Source organism: Flintibacter muris (assembly GCF_943192995.1).
In the GTDB taxonomy this organism is placed as follows: domain Bacteria; phylum Bacillota; class Clostridia; order Oscillospirales; family Oscillospiraceae; genus Lawsonibacter; species Lawsonibacter muris.
Genome location: NZ_CALPCP010000006.1, coordinates 24918 through 41169, shown reverse-complemented (window position 1 = coordinate 41169; position 16252 = coordinate 24918). Strand labels below are relative to the sequence as shown.

The following is a 16252-nucleotide window of genomic DNA, read 5'->3' as shown; positions in this document are numbered from 1 at the left end:
CGGGTGGGTGCCCGTCGGCATCTACTTGGGTTGCCCCGTTCAAGCCGCCCTCGAAAGTCCATTCACTCAGCCGCGCCCCGTCCTGATCCCACCATCCAGGACTCTCTGAAGGTTTGCCGCACCGGCTACTACTCTTTCTCACAGGTTTATTTGCTGTTTGGTTGTTGTGGCTATTATATCCGTTCCTTTTTCATTTGTCAACCCCAATTTTTTAATTCACTAAAGAAAAATTTGGGGCGCACCCCAGTGCGCCCCCTTGCCCGCCCTTACAGAGCAGAATATCCGTATTTGTCCACAACGGCGTCCAGCTCCTGCTTCTCTCTGCACATGGGGCACTCCTCGGGCAGATAGCTGGCATAGCCGGGCAGATCATTGGTGTCAAACAGAGAGACCACCGGGATTCCGTCAATCTCCTTCTGGTGGCTGTAGATGGCGGCAATACCCGCCACATTGCCCTTGTAATATTCCACGCACTCAATGCCCTTGCGCACCGTGCCGCCGGTGGTAACGGAGGCCAGGAGCAAAAGTACATTCTTTTCTTCCAGCATAAAGCGGGCGTTGTCCCGGAAAATCAGTTTGCCATTGGTGCTTGGATGCTCTCGGAGGACATAAATCTCCTTTCCGGCGTTGATGGAGCGGAACCCACCTTGGGTCAGCTTCTGGGCCAGACAGGTGCCAATCACCCGGGTGCCGTCCATACAGAGGATGGTATCCATCATGATGTGCTGGGTCAGATTGAGCTGTGCCAGCTGCTGGGCCACCGCCTCCGCGTCACGGATGCAGGACTGCTGTCTGGTCACGTCAATAAAGTAATTCGTATGGCTGTTCCTGGTAGCAAAATGGCCCTTGGCCACATTCAGCGACACATCACCTACACAAACAGGGATCTTGAAAAATCTGGGCTCCATCGTTCTTCCTCCTTTGCTTTTATGTGGTTGGATTGTTCCTTTTCAAATATACCATATTTCAATGGCGTTGTCTATACTTTTTTGTTGAAAATAACAAATCTGTTTCAACGCTCCATTCTGTCTTCCGGAAAACAGAAAAAGAACGGGCCGAAGCCCGTCCTTTTAATGGCGGAAATTACTCGTTGATGCCGATAACCACGCCGGAACCTACGGTGCGGCCGCCCTCACGGATGGCGAAACGCAGGCCGTTCTCAATGGCAATGGGGGTGATGAGCTCCACGTCCATGTCCACGTTGTCGCCGGGCATGCACATCTCGGTGCCCTCGGGCAGGGTGATGATACCGGTCACGTCGGTGGTACGGAAATAGAACTGGGGACGATAGTTGTTGAAGAAGGGGGTGTGACGGCCGCCCTCGTCCTTGGACAGGACGTAAACCTGGCCCTTGAACTTGGTGTGGGGGTGAATGGAGCCGGGCTTGCAAAGAACCTGGCCGCGCTCGATGTCGGTCTTGGCGATACCGCGCAGCAGGCAGCCGGCGTTGTCACCAGCCTCAATGAAGTCCAGCGTCTTGCGGAACATCTCCATGGAGGTGACGACGGTGCTCTTCTTCTCCTCCTGCAGGCCCACGATGTCAACGGTCTCGCCGGCCTTCAGCTGGCCGCGCTCCACACGACCGGTAGCCACGGTGCCGCGGCCGGAAATGGTGAACACGTCCTCAACAGGCATGAGGAAGGGCAGGGAGTCGTCGCGGGGAGGAGTGGGGATATAGCTGTCAACGGCGTCCATCAGCTCCTTGATGCAGGCGAAGTCGGCGTCGTTTACGTCGCCGCTCTCGCAGGTCAGGGCGTTCAGGGCGGAGCCCTTGATGATGGGGATGTCGTCGCCGGGGAACTCGTAGTTGGACAGGGTCTCACGGACCTCCATCTCAACCAGCTCCAGCAGGTCGGGGTCGTCCATCTGGTCGCACTTGTTCAGGAAGACCACGATGGCGGGCACGCCTACCTGACGGGCCAGCAGCACGTGCTCCTTGGTCTGAGCCATAACGCCGTCGGTAGCGGCGATTACCAGGATAGCGCCGTCCATCTGAGCAGCACCGGTAATCATGTTCTTGATATAGTCGGCGTGGCCCGGGCAGTCCACGTGGGCATAGTGCCGGGCGTCGGTCTCGTACTCCACGTGGGCGGTGTTGATGGTGATGCCGCGCTCGCGCTCCTCGGGAGCCTTGTCGATGCTGGAGTAGTCCTCATACTGGGCCTGGCCCTTCAGAGCCAGATACTTGGTGATGGCGGCGGTCAGAGTGGTCTTGCCGTGGTCAACGTGACCGATGGTGCCGATGTTAACATGGGGCTTGTTGCGCTCGAATTTTGCCTTAGCCATTGGAATTTTCCTCCTTATATTTCAGTTATGCGGTTTGGGATAACGGGGCTGTGGACGTATTGTGGATATTTTATCCTATTTCGTCCATAATTGCAACCCTATTTTTTAATCCTGATTGCGGCCGCGCTCGGCTACGATCTTTTCAGCAATATTCTTGGGAATCTGCACGTAGCTGTGGGGCTCCATGGAGTACTGGCCGCGGCCCTGGGTAGAGGACCGCAGGTCGGTGGCGTAGCCAAACATGTTGGCCAGAGGCACCAGAGAGTCCACCTGAGTGGCGCCGGTGCGGTTCTCCTGACCCTGGATCTGTCCCCGGCGGCTGTTCAGATCGCCGATCACATTGCCCAGGTAGTCGTCGGGGACAATCACGTCCACCTTCATCAGGGGCTCCAGCAGCACAGGACCGGCTTTGCGGCAGGCCTCCTTGAAGGCCATGGAGCCGGCAATCTTGAAGGCCATCTCAGAGGAGTCCACCTCATGGAAGGAGCCGTCGTACAGGGTGACCTTCACGTCCACCACGGGGTAGCCAGCCAGCACGCCGGCCTGCATGGCACCCTGGATGCCCGCATCCACGGCTGGAATATACTCCTTGGGGATGGCGCCGCCCACAATGGCGTTTTCGAAGACATAGCCCGCGCCGGGTTCGTTGGGCTCCACACGGATCTTGACATGGCCGTACTGGCCCTTGCCGCCCGACTGGCGGGCGTACTTGGTGTCCTGCTCGGTGCTCTTGGTGATGGTCTCCTTGTAGGCTACCTGGGGCGCGCCCACGTTGGCCTCCACCTTGTACTCACGGAGCAGACGGTCCACGATGATCTCCAGATGGAGCTCGCCCATGCCGGCGATAATGGTCTGGCCGGTCTCCTCGTCGGTGTAGGTCTTAAAGGTGGGGTCCTCCTCAGCCAGCTTCATCAGGGCAATGCCCATCTTCTCCTGGCCGGCCTTGGTCTTGGGCTCAATAGCCACCCGGATCACGGGTTCGGGGAACTCCATGGACTCCAGAATGATGGGGTGCTTCTCGTCGCAGAGGGTGTCGCCGGTGGTGGAGTTTTTCAGGCCGATGACTGCGGCGATATCGCCGGAGTAGACGGTTTCAATATCCTCCCGGTGGTTGGCGTGCATCTGGAGAATGCGGCCAATGCGCTCCTTCTGCTTCTTGGTGCTGTTCAGCACGGAGGTGCCGGTGTTCAGCATACCGGAGTACACCCGGACGAAGGACAGGCGGCCCACATAGGGGTCGGTGGCGATCTTAAAGGCCAAGGCGGAGAAGGGGGCGTTGTCGTCGGCAGGACGCTCGTCCTCCTCGTCGGTGTCGGGGTTGACGCCCTGGATGGCGGGGATGTCCAGGGGGGAGGGCATATAGTCCACAATGGCGTCCAGCAGCTTCTGGACCCCCTTGTTCTTGTAGGACGTGCCGCACACCACTGGGACCAGCAGGTTCTCAATGGTGCCCTTGCGCAGGGCCTTGCGGATCATATCCTCGGGGACAGGCTGCTCCTCCAGCACCATCATCATGATCTCCTCGTCAATGTCGGAGACTGCGTCCAGCAGCTTGGTGCGGTACTCCTGGGCCTTGTCCATCATGTCGGCGGGGATGTCCTCCACACGCATGTCCTTGCCCAGGTCGTCGTAGTAGATGTCAGCCTTCATCTCCACCAGGTCGATGATCCCCTTAAAGGTCTCCTCAGAGCCAATGGGCAGTTGGATGGGTACAGCGTTGCACTTGAGCCGGTCGTGGATCATATCCAGCACGTGGTAGAAATCGGCGCCCATGATGTCCATTTTGTTGACGTAGATCATACGGGGGACCTTGTAGTGGTCAGCCTGGCGCCAGACTGTCTCAGACTGGGGCTCCACGCCGCCCTTGGCGCACATGACGGTGACAGAGCCGTCCAGCACACGCAGGGAGCGCTCCACCTCTACGGTGAAGTCCACATGGCCCGGGGTGTCAATGATGTTGATCCGGGTCTGGGGGAACTGGGTCTTGGTGCCCGTCCAGTAGCAGGTGGTGGCGGCGGAGGTGATGGTAATGCCCCGCTCCTGCTCCTGGGCCATCCAGTCCATGGTGGCGGTACCCTCGTGGGTCTCGCCGATCTTGTAGTTGACGCCGGTGTAGTAGAGGATACGCTCGGTGGTAGTCGTCTTGCCCGCGTCGATATGGGCCATGATGCCGATGTTGCGCGTATTCTCCAGAGATACTTTTCTAGGCATAGTGAGTCTCCTTTATCACCAGCGGTAGTGAGCAAACGCCTTGTTGGACTCAGCCATCTTGTGGGTGTCCTCGCGCTTCTTCACGGCGGAGCCGGTGTTATTGGCGGCGTCCATGATCTCGCCGGCCAGCCGCTCTTTCATGGTCTTCTCGCCCCGGTTACGGGCGTAGGTGGTCAGCCAGCGCAGACCCAGGGTCTGCCGGCGCTCAGGCCGGACCTCAATGGGCACCTGATAGGTGGCGCCGCCCACACGGCGGGCCTTGACCTCCAGGGAAGGCATGATGTTCTCAAGGGCCTGGGTATAAACCTCCATGGGTTCCTTGCCAGTCTTGTCCTTGATGATCTCAAAGGCGCCATAGACAACCTTTTGAGCCACGCCCTTCTTGCCATCCAGCATGATGCTGTTGGTGAGCTTGGTAACCAGGACGGAGTTGTAAAGCGGGTCGGGTAAAATCTCCCGCTTGGGTACATTTCCTCTTCTGGGCACTTTGCTTCCCTCCTTCTTATATAATAGAAATCATAGGTACTCGTCATGTCAAACATGGCGTGTAATGCCTGTCCGAGGTTTACCCTATATATGGTAAACGCCCGGCAAGGCTTGTTTGCCTTGCGCAAACGCACAATGCAAGTTCAGTGGGTCAGCAAGGATTACTTCTTGCCGGCCTTGGGACGCTTGGCGCCGTACTTGGAGCGGGCCTGCATCCGTCCGGAGACGCCCTGGGTGTCCAGAGTGCCGCGGATGATGTGGTAACGCACGCCGGGCAGGTCCTTGACACGGCCGCCGCGGATCATCACCACGGAGTGCTCCTGAAGGTTGTGGCCCACGCCGGGAATATAGGCGGTGACCTCCATCCCGTTGGTCAGCTTCACACGGGCGATCTTACGAAGGGCCGAGTTGGGCTTCTTGGGGGTGGAAGTACGCACGGCAGTGCAGACACCTCTCTTCTGGGGAGAGGGCAGGTCGGTGCTCTTGTTCTTCAGGGTGTTCAGACCGTGCTGAAGAGCGGGAGAGGTGGACTTGTAGGCTGCCATCGTGCGGCCCTTGCGCACCAGCTGGTTAAAAGTAGGCATGAATGGGTTTCCTCCTTTCCTGATTTCTGCCTCTGACAAGGCGTAATATATATTTTAACAAATTTGGGATTTTTTATCCCTCTTTTGTTAAAACCAATGAAAACACGGCGTGGGGCGCGACAACCCGGCCCGCCGCGTGTTTGAAATCGGACCTGTGCATACGGCGCGCCGGGGTCGTCGCGCCCTACAAAGGCACCATGGCATTATTTCAGCAACACCGCCACCGCTGCCCCCACGGCAATGCCGCAGGAGATGCCCAGCTCCTTCATGGAGGGCACCTGGCTGATGGGTACCTGACGGTTCACCGCCTCCTGAACCAGGGGCTGGAGCAGACGGGGATCGGCGTCCACGGCCATGTACAGCCGGGCGGCCCGGCCGTCCCGCAGAGCCCGTTTGGCCTGCTTGGCCCCCACAACCTTGTTGCCGCCGCTGAGTTCCGGAATCATTTTGGCATCCCTCACTTTCCCCTTGCTCAGGAGAACTTCATCGGGTAAAAAGGCGCAGAGCCCCTACCGCCACGAAACCGTATTATACCATTTCAATGTCCTTGCGTCAAGGACATTTCCACGGAAAGTTTTCAAAAAACCTTCAAATTTGTGCAACCAGCGGGGCCGTTTTTCGTCTATAATGGTAACCATATATAAAGGAGGACCTTTTATGAAACGCATCCTGTCCCTGCTCCTGGCTTGCGCGATGGGACTGCCCATGCTGTCCGGCTGCTCCCAGTCCAACACCAGGGAGCTCACCGCCACCCCTATCAAGCTCACCCAAGACGACATGATGGCCCACAACCTGGACGCCCTGACCGTCTATGCCGCCCTGTCCGATTTCGGGCTGGACCTGCTAAAGCAGACCCGGACCGCCAACGGGGAAAAGGCCATGGCCAGTGAAATTGACCACACCCCCTTCTCCACTCTGGTCTCCCCCCTGTCTGTGGCCCTGGCCCTGTCCATGACAGCCAACGGGGCGGACGGCAATACCCTGGCCCAATTCCAGGACGTGCTGGGGGGAGGCGTGGACCTGGTGGAACTGAACACCGCCTGCGCCCAGCTGATGGCGGACTATCAGGGGCTGGGCGGCTCCACCAAATGCGCCATCGCCAACAGCCTGTGGGTGGACCCGGAGGGCCAGATCAAAGATGAGTTCATCGGCCAGTGCCGGGGCATCTACGACGCCCAGGTCTTTTCCGCCCAGCTGTCTGAGCCGGGCATCGTTAAGGACCTGAACGGCTGGGTGTCCCAGCACACCAACAAGATGATCCCCAGCATCATTGACGAACCTTTTGAGCAAAATACCGCCCTTTTGCTGGTGAATGCCCTCTATTTGAAGAACAAATGGCTCCAGGGGTTCGACCCCCGGGCCACCCGGGAGATGGACTTCCACCACGCCGGCGGGCCCGACAGCCGGATGGAGTTCCTGTCCAAGCACAGCACGGAGCTGTCCTATATTCAGGACAAGGGAGCCCAGGGGGTGGTGCTGCCCTACGACGACGGGCGGCTGGCCTTCTTCGCAATTCTGCCCGATTTGTACCCGGATTCCCCTGATTTGGGCGAATGGCTGGACGATTTGGAGGGAAACAGTCTGGCGGAGCTCATCCAATGCCGGGAGGACGCCCTGTTTCTGAGCTTCGCCATGCCCAAGTTCATGGCGGAGTGGAAGGGCAATCTGGAGGAGGTCCTGCCCCTGCTGGGGCTGGAGGACGCCTTCTCCCCCGGCATGGCCGATTTCTCCAAAATGGGGGACAATTCCGCCGGATATTACCTCGAAAAGGTGATTCACGCCACAAAAATTGAGGTCGACGAGAAGGGCACCGAGGCGGCCGCCGCCACGGTGGTGGCCGCCTCCGGCGGCAGCGCCGCGCCGCCGGAGGCGGGCATTACCCTCATTCTGGACCGGCCCTTCCTCTACGGTATCATTGACCTCCAAACCGGCGTGCCCCTGTTTTTGGGGACCTATGAATAAACCGCGCCAAACCGGGCATACTGTGGGGACCAATATAAAAGGAGGGATCCCCATGCAGGTCCATGTCAACGGCGAGTGCATCGGCTGCGGCATGTGCGCCAGTGTCTGTCCCAACGAGTTTTTCATGACTGACGGCGGTACCGCCGCCGCCTTCTCCCCGGAGGTGGGCCCCGATCTGGCCGATCAGGTCCAGGCCGCCGCCGACGGCTGCCCGGTGAGCGCCATTGAGGTGCGCTGAACAATTTTTCCGCAGTAGACAGCAGCTGAGAAAGTGACGCCGCGCAAGCGGCGTCACTTCTGTTTTATCCGGCTTTTGCGGCAAAAAACATGGGGTGAATCTGAAATTTTCCTCTTCAACATTGGAATTTTCTGTAGTATAATAGACAGCAGAAACTCAAATGGGAGGCTGCCAGGCAAAAGCCTCCTGCATCACACAAATCTGCAAGGAGGTCACAAAATTGAAACGAATTTTTTCCATAGCTCTGGCGCTGTGTCTGTGTATTCCGGTTATTCCGGCGGCGCACGGGGAGGAGAATGTCCCCACCCCGCAGGAAGTTTACCAAATCCTGATTGCCCTGAAAACTCAGGCTGGTTATGAAGAGGGGGAGCCATGGGACAACTCAAACCACCACTACACCTGGCATGGCGGCCCTGTGGCGGGAGGCGTTACCAGCGGAGACGGCTGCGCCGCATTTGCTTTTGAGCTCAGCGACAAGGCGTTTGGCCGTCTGCCCGCAAGGACGTTTATAGCCGGAACGTTTCAGCTTTCCGATGTGCGCTCCGGAGATATCCTTCGGGTCAACAACAACAGCCACAGCGTAATTGTACTCCAGACCACAGACAGCGGCGTGATTGTTGCTGAGGGAAATTACCATGAGCATAGCGGAGCCGGCGTTGTCCACTGGGGCCGTACCTTGTCCAAGTCAGAGGTTGAGGCTGCCAATTTTTTCATCACCCGCTATCCTGAGGGATATGACCCCGGAGCAGATCCCGACGAGCCGATTGAGGGCGCGTCCGGAACCTTTGGGGGGCTTCGCTGGGTGGTGACAAACGGCGGTACGCTTACCATCTCCGGCTCCGGAGCTATGCCGGAGGTTGACATGAACGCCCTCCCCTGGGGAAATTACACGGACAGAATTGGAAAAATTGTGATTGAAAACGGTGTGACCACAGTGTCCGCCAACGCCTTCCGCCGCAGCGGCGCCCTCAGCGTGTCCATTCCCGCCAGCGTGAAATCCATTGGTGACAGCGCCTTGCGTGAATGTCCGGCGCTTATCTCGGTCACAATTTCCCAGGGTGTGGAAAGCATTGAGCAAAACGCCTTTCGCGGCTGCACCGCGCTTACATCCATAACTCTGCCTGCCAGCATCTCTTCAGTGGGGAGCGGAGCCTTTATGGGTTGTGCCAAGATGACAGAAGCAAGGTTTACGCCCGGCACCGGGGTAGTGGCCATGGGCGATAATATGTTTACCCGCTGCTATGAGCTGAGCAAGGTGACCCTCCCAAAGCAAATAGATTGCGTCGGCGATGGTATGTTTCAAAACTGCCTGCTGCTTACCAGCCTGACCATTCCGGAGGGTGCGGCCAGCATTGGCGCTTCGGCCTTCGCCTCCTGCTCCAGATTGACGCAGGTCTGGATCCCGGACAGCGTTACGACAATCGGAATCGCCGCCTTCTCAGACTGTGCTCTGAACGCCATCTACTTTGGCGGCAGTGAGGAGCAGTGGAACAGTATTTCAAAAGTCGGAGACACCGCAAATACTCTGTCCAGCGTAACAAAATACTACAACGCATCACCAACGGACACACCTGACACGCCCGATACCCCTGATAACCCCGATACACCTGATAACCCCGATACGCCGGACACACCTGATATTCCGGAACACGAGCACACCTATGGCTCCTGGATGATTGATGTGTACCCAACCGCTTCCCAGAGCGGCAGCAGGCACCGGACATGCACCATCTGCGGTGACGTTCAGACAGAACGAATTCCCGCCACCGGCGGCTCATCCTCCAATACAGGGAGCAGCTCGGGCAGTTCCAGCAGCTATACCACCACCATAACCCGGAACCCGGATGGCTCCACCACTACAACCAGAACTGACCACCGCACCGGAACCGTTACAGAGACCACAAAGAACCAGGACGGCTCCCAGACCGTGGTAGAGACCAAAAAGGACGGCACCGTAACCACCCGGGAAACCGACCGGACCGGCAATATAACCGAAACCCTTGTCAAACCGGACGGCTCCAGTGTGATTGAAGTGAAGCAGAAGGACGGCACCACCGCCACCATCAACATTGACGCCGACGGCCAGTCAAAGGCTGAGGTCAGCCTGCCTGCCTCGCTGGTCAGCGCGGCCCAGCGCAGCGTCGAGGTCCTCTCCCTGCCCATCCCGGAGCTCCAGGAGGTATCCGCCGTCACCGTAAATACAAACAGCAGAGAGCCTGTCAAGGTGGAAATTCCCGCCGCCGCCCCCACTTCCGGCACTGTGGCGGTGATTGTCCATAAGAATGGCAGCGAGGAGGTTGTTAAAACCTCCGTGTCTACAGAACATGGCGTGGCAGCCTCCCTGCCCAATGGAGCCACAGTGAAAATTGTGGACAACAGCAAAAACTTTATAGACGTACCCTCCCAGTATTGGGGAACTGAGGCCATCAACTTCGTCGCCGCACGTGAGCTGTTTTCCGGCACTACCGTGTTCTCCTTTGCCCCCGAGGAGCCCATGACCCGGGGAATGCTGATGGTGGTGCTGGCCCGCTTGGACGGCGCGGACATCGCCGGCGGAGGCACGTGGTATGAAAAGGGTATACAGTGGGCGGCCGCCAACGGTATCAGCGACGGAAGCAGCCCGGAGCAAAATATCACCCGTGAACAGCTGATTACAATGCTCTGGCGGTACATGGGATCGCCCTCCGCAGACGGTTCCCTGTCCAGCTTTGCTGACATGGACCAGATCAGCGGCTACGCCCAGGAGGCTGTGCGGTGGGCTGTGGAACATCACATTGTCAGCGGCCTGGACATCGCCCAGCTGAGCCCCCAGGGACACGCCACCCGCGCACAGGTTGCGCAGATGCTGAAAAATTTTATCGAAGGGATGCCCTGACAGCGGCACTGGAATCGAAAAGCGGTATAAAAGGGGCCGGGCGAAAAGCCCGGCCCCTTTTATACCGTCAAAAACCTCCGTCCCCATTGCGGTGAAAGGGAGGCTTTTGGAACATTGCGCTCAGCGGAGTTTTTCGCAGCTCCCCGTCCAGCACCTTCTGGATACGGGACAGCTCCCGGCACAGGCCGCAGCCGCCCTCCGGGTAGTTTTCACATCGGTACCCGCTCCGCTGGCAGCGGTTTATTAGAAGGGACTCCCCCAGCGCCTGAAACAGGTCGCTCAGACACAGCTCCTCACAGGGTTTTTCCAGCGCGTAGCCCCCGCTTGGCCCCCGGCGGCTGGATACCAGACCGGCGGCGTGGAGCTGCTTTAATATTTTCAGCGTGACAGCTTTGGACATGCACTCCTTCTCGGCGATGGCCGCAGCAGACAGCTGGCCCTCCCCATACAGAGCGTGGAGGATGCGCAGGCTGTAATCCATCTCCCGTGTCATCATCAAAAAACCACGCCCCTTAAAACGAACTATTTTAGTACATTATAGAATAGTTCTGTCCGATTTGTCAATCCATAGGGAAAAATAAGGTTGCTAATTGCCGCGCTTGGTGTTATAGTCAAAGTACTTCAAAGAATCTAAATGATTCGTCGGAGGTCTGCGGTAATTCTCGCCGCAGAAGGCCGCAGAAGCGGCCTCGCTTTGGATTTCATAGGCGGCACTTGCGTTTTTCAAGTGTGTTGACTATATAACTGGAGTGGGGAGATTATTAGGAAGTGATTATGTGAGATACAGGCACACGCGATATCAGGGAGCCCGATACCGAGGGAAACGGCGGCCCAGCCTATTTCAAAAAATCATATGTACAATCGGAATCGTCCTGGTCAGCGCGTTTGTCATTGGCAGTGTATACCAGAGGCGGGCGGCACAGCAGCCCTCATCCCCTTCCGGCCCGCAGCAGAATGCTGTTAATGTAACAGTACAAAACCGGCCTTCAGTCAATCCGATTCCCAACATACCCTTCCCCCCCTCCACTGAGCCGGGAACGGAGCCGGAACCCGCTGTTACAGTTGAAAACACCGGCGGGTTTGAGCTGCCTGTGGAGGGGACCCACGGTATTGCACTGGTTAATTTAAGGGTGTATTCCTCAGCGGGTTCTGACGCCCGGTCCACTGAAACTGTGCCGGCCGGCACGCCGTTTACCATCCTGCGGGAGAGCGGGAGCCGGGTGCTGGCCCGCTTCCAGGATGGCGGACAGGGCTGGGTCAGCAAAGATGATAGCATGGTCAATCTCCCGGACCTGATCCCCTCTATGATTTACCGTAACAGCAACGCCGAAGGGTCTCTGATGAAAAACCTGGGTATGGAACTGGATGGAATCACAAACCACCAGCTGTACCAGTCAAAGGTATACAACGGAAAGCTGGAACGGGAAGAATTCATCATGCCAGTCCAATACCGTATGGCAGAGAAGATTATGGAGGCCCAGCGGCTGGCCAGGGAGAGAGGGTTATCCATCGTCCTCTATGAGGGGTTCCGCCCCCACGACATCCAGATGGCGGTAGCGGATGCCCTCCAGCAGCTGGCAAGATCCAATCCGGATACCAGGCTGTCCATACAGAAAAACGGATTTAATATTTCGTACTACATCAACACCGGGGTGTCCAGCCATCAGATGGGCTCGGCGGTAGACGTCAGCCTGGCCCAGGTGGACAGCTGGGAGGAGCGTTCATTCCACGGAAACGCGGTAGCCGTACCGACCAGCTTTACCGAGTACTTCTACAGCGAAATCGCCACAGATAACCCGGATGGGATCCAGTTTTCCTCCAATCTGCGATATGGTTCCGCCTTGCCGGAGGATACCTCCACCTGGATGCCCACCCCTATGCATGAGCTGTCCTACCTGTCGGGAACCTTCACCGGCCCCACAAAGACCTACACCTCCGGGGCCTGGAAAACTGCCCTGGCAAACGGAACGGTCAAACGGGCCGAATTCTGGACCGCCGGCGCCCAGACCCTACAGGATATTTTCGTGGCGGCGGATATGGAACCGCTGGCCTCCGAATGGTGGCACTTTAATGATCTCGCGGCCTGGAGCACCGCCCAAAAATCAAAGGCGATGGGGGCGTTTGAGGTCGGCACGCAGTCGTTCAGCATGGTTCCGGCGGATGCGGCCGCCTTTGCTGAACATACCGGCAACACAGCTTCATAGACAAAAGGGGGACATTATCATGGAACGAAAATATTTGCTGGATACAGAAGAAAATAAGCAGTTTTTAAAGGAAATGGGAGAAAATCTCTTAAACTTTGGACGGAAGTTCCCCTCCCCGGGGGGCGGCTCCTACTACCTGGGGGATGACGGCACGCCCTGGCCTGAAAAGGGCCGTGAGACCTGGATCACCAGCCGCATGGCCCATGTGTACAGCATTGGCCACATGCTGGGAGACGGCGGCAGCGGCCGGCTGGCGGACGCCGCATTGAAGGGCCTGCGGGGAGAACTCCGAGACAGGGACCACGGCGGCTGGTACGCCGGGCTCAACGCTGACGGGTCCGTTATGCCCTCCAAGCAGTGCTACGCCCACGCCTTTGTGATTCTGGCCGCCTCCTCCGCCCTGCTGGCAGGCCGGGAGGGGGCCAAAGAGCTGCTGAACGACGCCCTGGCCCTCTACGACCTGCGGTTTTGGGATGAGGAAGAGGGCCTGTCCCGGGACACCTGGGACACCGGCTTTACCCTTCTGGACAGCTACCGGGGGCTTAACGCCAACATGCACTCGGTGGAGGCCTTCTTAGCTGTGGCTGACGCCGCCGGCGCGGAAACATACCGGGTCCGGGCGGGCCGCATCATCAACCGGGTGCTGGACTGGGCCCGAAACAGCAGCTGGCGCATTCCGGAGCACTTTACCAGCGATTGGGTCCCCCAGCCGGAGATGAACCGGGACCGCCCTGACGACCCCTTTAAGCCCTACGGAGCAACGCCCGGCCACGGTATCGAGTGGGCCCGTCTTATTACCCAGTGGGCGCTGTCCTCCTTTGCCAATCGTGAAAAGGCCGCCCCTTATATCAACGCTGCGGAGCGGCTCTACACCACCGCTGTGGGCGACGCCTGGAACACCGACGGCGCGCCCGGCCTGGTTTACACTACGGATTGGACCGGCAAACCGGTGGTCCATGACCGGATGCACTGGACCCTGGCCGAGGCTATTAACACCTCTTCCGTACTGTACCGGGTTACTGGACAGGAGCGGTACGCCCAAGATTACGCCCAGTTCATGTCCTATCTGGACAAAACAGTGCTGGACCATAAAACCGGCTCCTGGTTCCACCAGCTGGACCGGAACAACCAGGTAATCGGCACCGTCTGGCCGGGGAAATCCGACCTGTACCACGCCTTTCAATCCACCCTGATCCCTTACCTTCCCCCGGAAATTTCCATTGCCGCCGCAGCTGCAAAAAATCCCCTGGCATAAAGGGCGTTGCCATAAAAACATGGGAAAACCCAGTAAAATCAATGTTCTAAGGGCAGTAGAAAACGGGCGTTGTCGGCAAGACACCACCCGTTTCTGCGCCCTGGCGAACATCGCAGATTTTGAAAAAAGTCTGCGGCGTTTTTTCATGTTCCAACACCGAAAGGAAAGGACATGCTTTCGCAGATACTAATAACCTGTATTCACAGGCGTTGAACGCCGTCTGTGAATACAGGTTCTTAGCCTCCCGGAAGATTGGAACTATACCCTGTCCGGCCTGTGCTGCATCAACCGTGAGAGCAAAGACGCCATTCGTTGGTCTGCCCTGGATGCGGGGGCCTCATTTAAGGTACGGTAGGTCTGAACGATTACAGCCGCGCCAATCAAAAAGGTGAGCATGTCGGATACAGGCATGGAGTACAGTACGCCGTCCAGCCCAAACCAGCGGGGTAGCAGCAGGGCAAAGCCTACTCCAAACACCACCTCACGCACCAGAGACAAAGCGGTGGAGGACAGGGCTTTTCCCAGGGATTGCAGATAGATGAAGGTCCCCTTGTTCACGGTGGCCAACACCATCATGCACAGATAGATCCGGAAGCATTTGACGCCATACTGGGTGTAATAGGCACTTTCATTGGCCGCGCCAAATATTTGAATGAGCCGGGAGGGAAACAGCTCCACGATAAGCAGGGCCACACCGCCCACAGCGGCCTCCAGGGCCAGCAGACGGGTAAACAGCGATTTGGCCCGGTCCTTTCGTCCGGCACCGATGTTATAGCCCACAATGGGGATGCATCCCGCCGCCAGGCCCACGGCGATCGAGATGACAATCTGGAAGAATTTCATCACAATTCCCAAAACCGCCATGGGAATCTGGGCAAACTACTCCTGACCAAAGATGGAATCCAGCGCACCGTATTTCAGCGTCATATTTTGAATCGCGGCCATAGCCATGACCAGGGATATCTGGGACAGAAAGCTGCAAATGCCCAAAGGCAGGTATTCCCTCATCAGAGCGGGGTGGAAACGGAAGCTGCCCCGCTCCAGCTGGACTGCCTTCATGTGGCACAGGTACCACACAGACAGCACGGCGGTGAGCACCTGTCCCAGCACCGTAGCCACCGCCGCGCCCATCATGCCCCACCGAAAGACAAAGATGAAAATGGGGTCCAATACAATGTTCACAAAGGCCCCCGCCAAAGTGGCCGCCATGGCAAATCTGGGGCTTCCGTCAGAACGGATGATAGGGTTCATGGCCTGACCGAACATATAGAAGGTAACGCCTGCGGTGATCCAGAAGAAGTATTCTTGGGCGTGGAGGAAGGTCTTTTCGTTTACCCGTCCGCCAAACAGGGTAAGAATGGGCTCTTGAAGGACCAGATAAAGCCCGGTGAGCACCAGACTGGCGGAGATACACAGCAGCACAGCGCTGCCTATGCTTCTGTGGGCCTCCGCCCGGCGACCGGCCCCCAGGCTGATGCTGACAAAGGCACAGCAGCCGTCGCCGATCATCACTGCAATAGACAGCGCTACCACCGTCAATGGAAATACCACGGTGTTGGCGGCGTTGCCATAGGAGCCCAGATAATCTGCGTTGGCGATGAAAATTTGGTCCACAATGTTGTACAGCGCCGCCACCAGCAGGGAGATGACACAGGGGACGGCGTATTTGGCCATCAGCCTGCCAATGGGCTGAGTTTCGAGAAAGGTGTTTGTTTTTTGATCCATGGTACTACCTCCTGAACGTGAGAAAGCACACGGCCGCATGAGCTGGACTTATGCCTCATGGCCGCGCGCTTTCTGTTTAATTGTATTTATAGCAAACTTCAAAATTGCTGACACCGAAGCTGTAGGGGCGGCCTGCGGCCGCCCGCAGAAACAAATGGGCCTACCTGTAACAGGCGGGCGGCCAAAGGCCGCCCCTACATATGGCAGCAAATCTGATGATTGCTATAGGGCAAATGAAAACAACATGCAGCAATCAACCGGAATTACGCGGTGACGCTACACGTTGCAAAAACGAGTATATCAGATAAAAAAGCAAAAAGTCAAGTCCCTTTTGAAAAAAGCTATGGAAATCAATTTTGACGCTGTAGGGCGCGACGACCCCGGCGCGCTGTCCGCAAAAGCTGTCAACCGGCGGCGGGCCGAGTC

General features: G+C 57.7%; 12 protein-coding genes, 1 pseudogene and 1 other annotated feature (1 of these 14 running past the window's edge). Of the genes and pseudogenes, 5 read left to right on the top strand and 8 right to left on the bottom strand.

What is annotated here, in order from left to right; genetic code table 11:
* Positions 1-151, bottom strand: a binding site (T-box leader); it reaches 98 nt to the left of the window's first position.
* Between the two features lie 115 nt (positions 152-266).
* From NFS22_RS07345 to NFS22_RS07320, 6 genes are all read right to left on the bottom strand, one after another.
* The gene (locus NFS22_RS07345; protein WP_251317060.1) at positions 267-908 is read right to left on the bottom strand and encodes a type I phosphoribosyltransferase; all 642 of its coding nucleotides are present in this window, start codon (positions 906-908) and stop codon (positions 267-269) included.
* Positions 909-1083: 175 nt separating this feature from the next.
* Positions 1084-2286: an elongation factor Tu gene (tuf, locus tag NFS22_RS07340; RefSeq protein WP_251317059.1), complete on the bottom strand. Its 1203-nt coding sequence runs from the start codon at positions 2284-2286 to the stop codon at positions 1084-1086.
* 105 nt (positions 2287-2391) lie between these two features.
* Complete coding sequence (gene fusA, locus NFS22_RS07335) at positions 2392-4497, bottom strand: elongation factor G (protein WP_251317058.1); 2106 nt, start codon at positions 4495-4497, stop codon at positions 2392-2394.
* A 15-nt stretch (positions 4498-4512) separates the two neighbouring features.
* On the bottom strand, positions 4513-4983 hold the full coding sequence (rpsG, locus tag NFS22_RS07330; RefSeq protein WP_120396256.1) for a 30S ribosomal protein S7: 471 nt from the start codon (positions 4981-4983) through the stop codon (positions 4513-4515).
* 161 nt (positions 4984-5144) lie between these two features.
* Positions 5145-5567, bottom strand: coding sequence for a 30S ribosomal protein S12 (gene rpsL, locus NFS22_RS07325; protein ID WP_251317057.1), 423 nt, complete (start codon positions 5565-5567; stop codon positions 5145-5147).
* Between the two features lie 203 nt (positions 5568-5770).
* Entirely contained in the window at positions 5771-6013 is a 243-nt protein-coding gene (locus NFS22_RS07320) for a ribosomal L7Ae/L30e/S12e/Gadd45 family protein (RefSeq protein WP_251317056.1), read from the bottom strand.
* Between the two features lie 211 nt (positions 6014-6224).
* Between NFS22_RS07320 and NFS22_RS07315 the strand changes: the two genes are divergently transcribed.
* The 3 genes from NFS22_RS07315 (at position 6225) to NFS22_RS07305 (ending at position 10642) form a co-directional block, all read left to right on the top strand.
* The gene (locus NFS22_RS07315; RefSeq protein WP_251317055.1) at positions 6225-7529 is read left to right on the top strand and encodes a serpin family protein; all 1305 of its coding nucleotides are present in this window, start codon (positions 6225-6227) and stop codon (positions 7527-7529) included.
* Positions 7522-7767: a ferredoxin gene (locus NFS22_RS07310; protein ID WP_251317054.1), complete on the top strand. Its 246-nt coding sequence runs from the start codon at positions 7522-7524 to the stop codon at positions 7765-7767. Before NFS22_RS07315 ends, NFS22_RS07310 begins: the two co-directional genes overlap by 8 nt.
* A gap of 220 nt (positions 7768-7987) precedes the next feature.
* On the top strand, positions 7988-10642 hold the full coding sequence (locus NFS22_RS07305) for a leucine-rich repeat protein (protein WP_251317053.1): 2655 nt from the start codon (positions 7988-7990) through the stop codon (positions 10640-10642).
* A gap of 67 nt (positions 10643-10709) precedes the next feature.
* Here NFS22_RS07305 and NFS22_RS07300 read toward each other — a convergent pair whose 3' ends face one another.
* A complete protein-coding gene (locus NFS22_RS07300) occupies positions 10710-11138 on the bottom strand; it encodes an RrF2 family transcriptional regulator (protein WP_251317172.1) in 429 nt (142 codons plus the stop codon).
* Between the two features lie 595 nt (positions 11139-11733).
* Here NFS22_RS07300 and NFS22_RS07295 point away from each other — a divergent pair.
* On the top strand, positions 11734-12846 hold the full coding sequence (locus NFS22_RS07295; protein ID WP_251317052.1) for a D-alanyl-D-alanine carboxypeptidase family protein: 1113 nt from the start codon (positions 11734-11736) through the stop codon (positions 12844-12846).
* 19 nt (positions 12847-12865) lie between these two features.
* Positions 12866-14101 (top strand): AGE family epimerase/isomerase, encoded by a 1236-nt coding sequence (locus NFS22_RS07290; RefSeq protein ID WP_251317051.1) that lies wholly within the window; start codon positions 12866-12868, stop codon positions 14099-14101.
* 336 nt (positions 14102-14437) lie between these two features.
* On the opposite strand, the pseudogene NFS22_RS07285 reads toward NFS22_RS07290, so the two are convergent.
* Positions 14438-15826: pseudogene (locus tag NFS22_RS07285) on the bottom strand (MATE family efflux transporter); the annotation flags it as partial.
* Positions 15827-16252 lie beyond the last annotated feature (426 nt).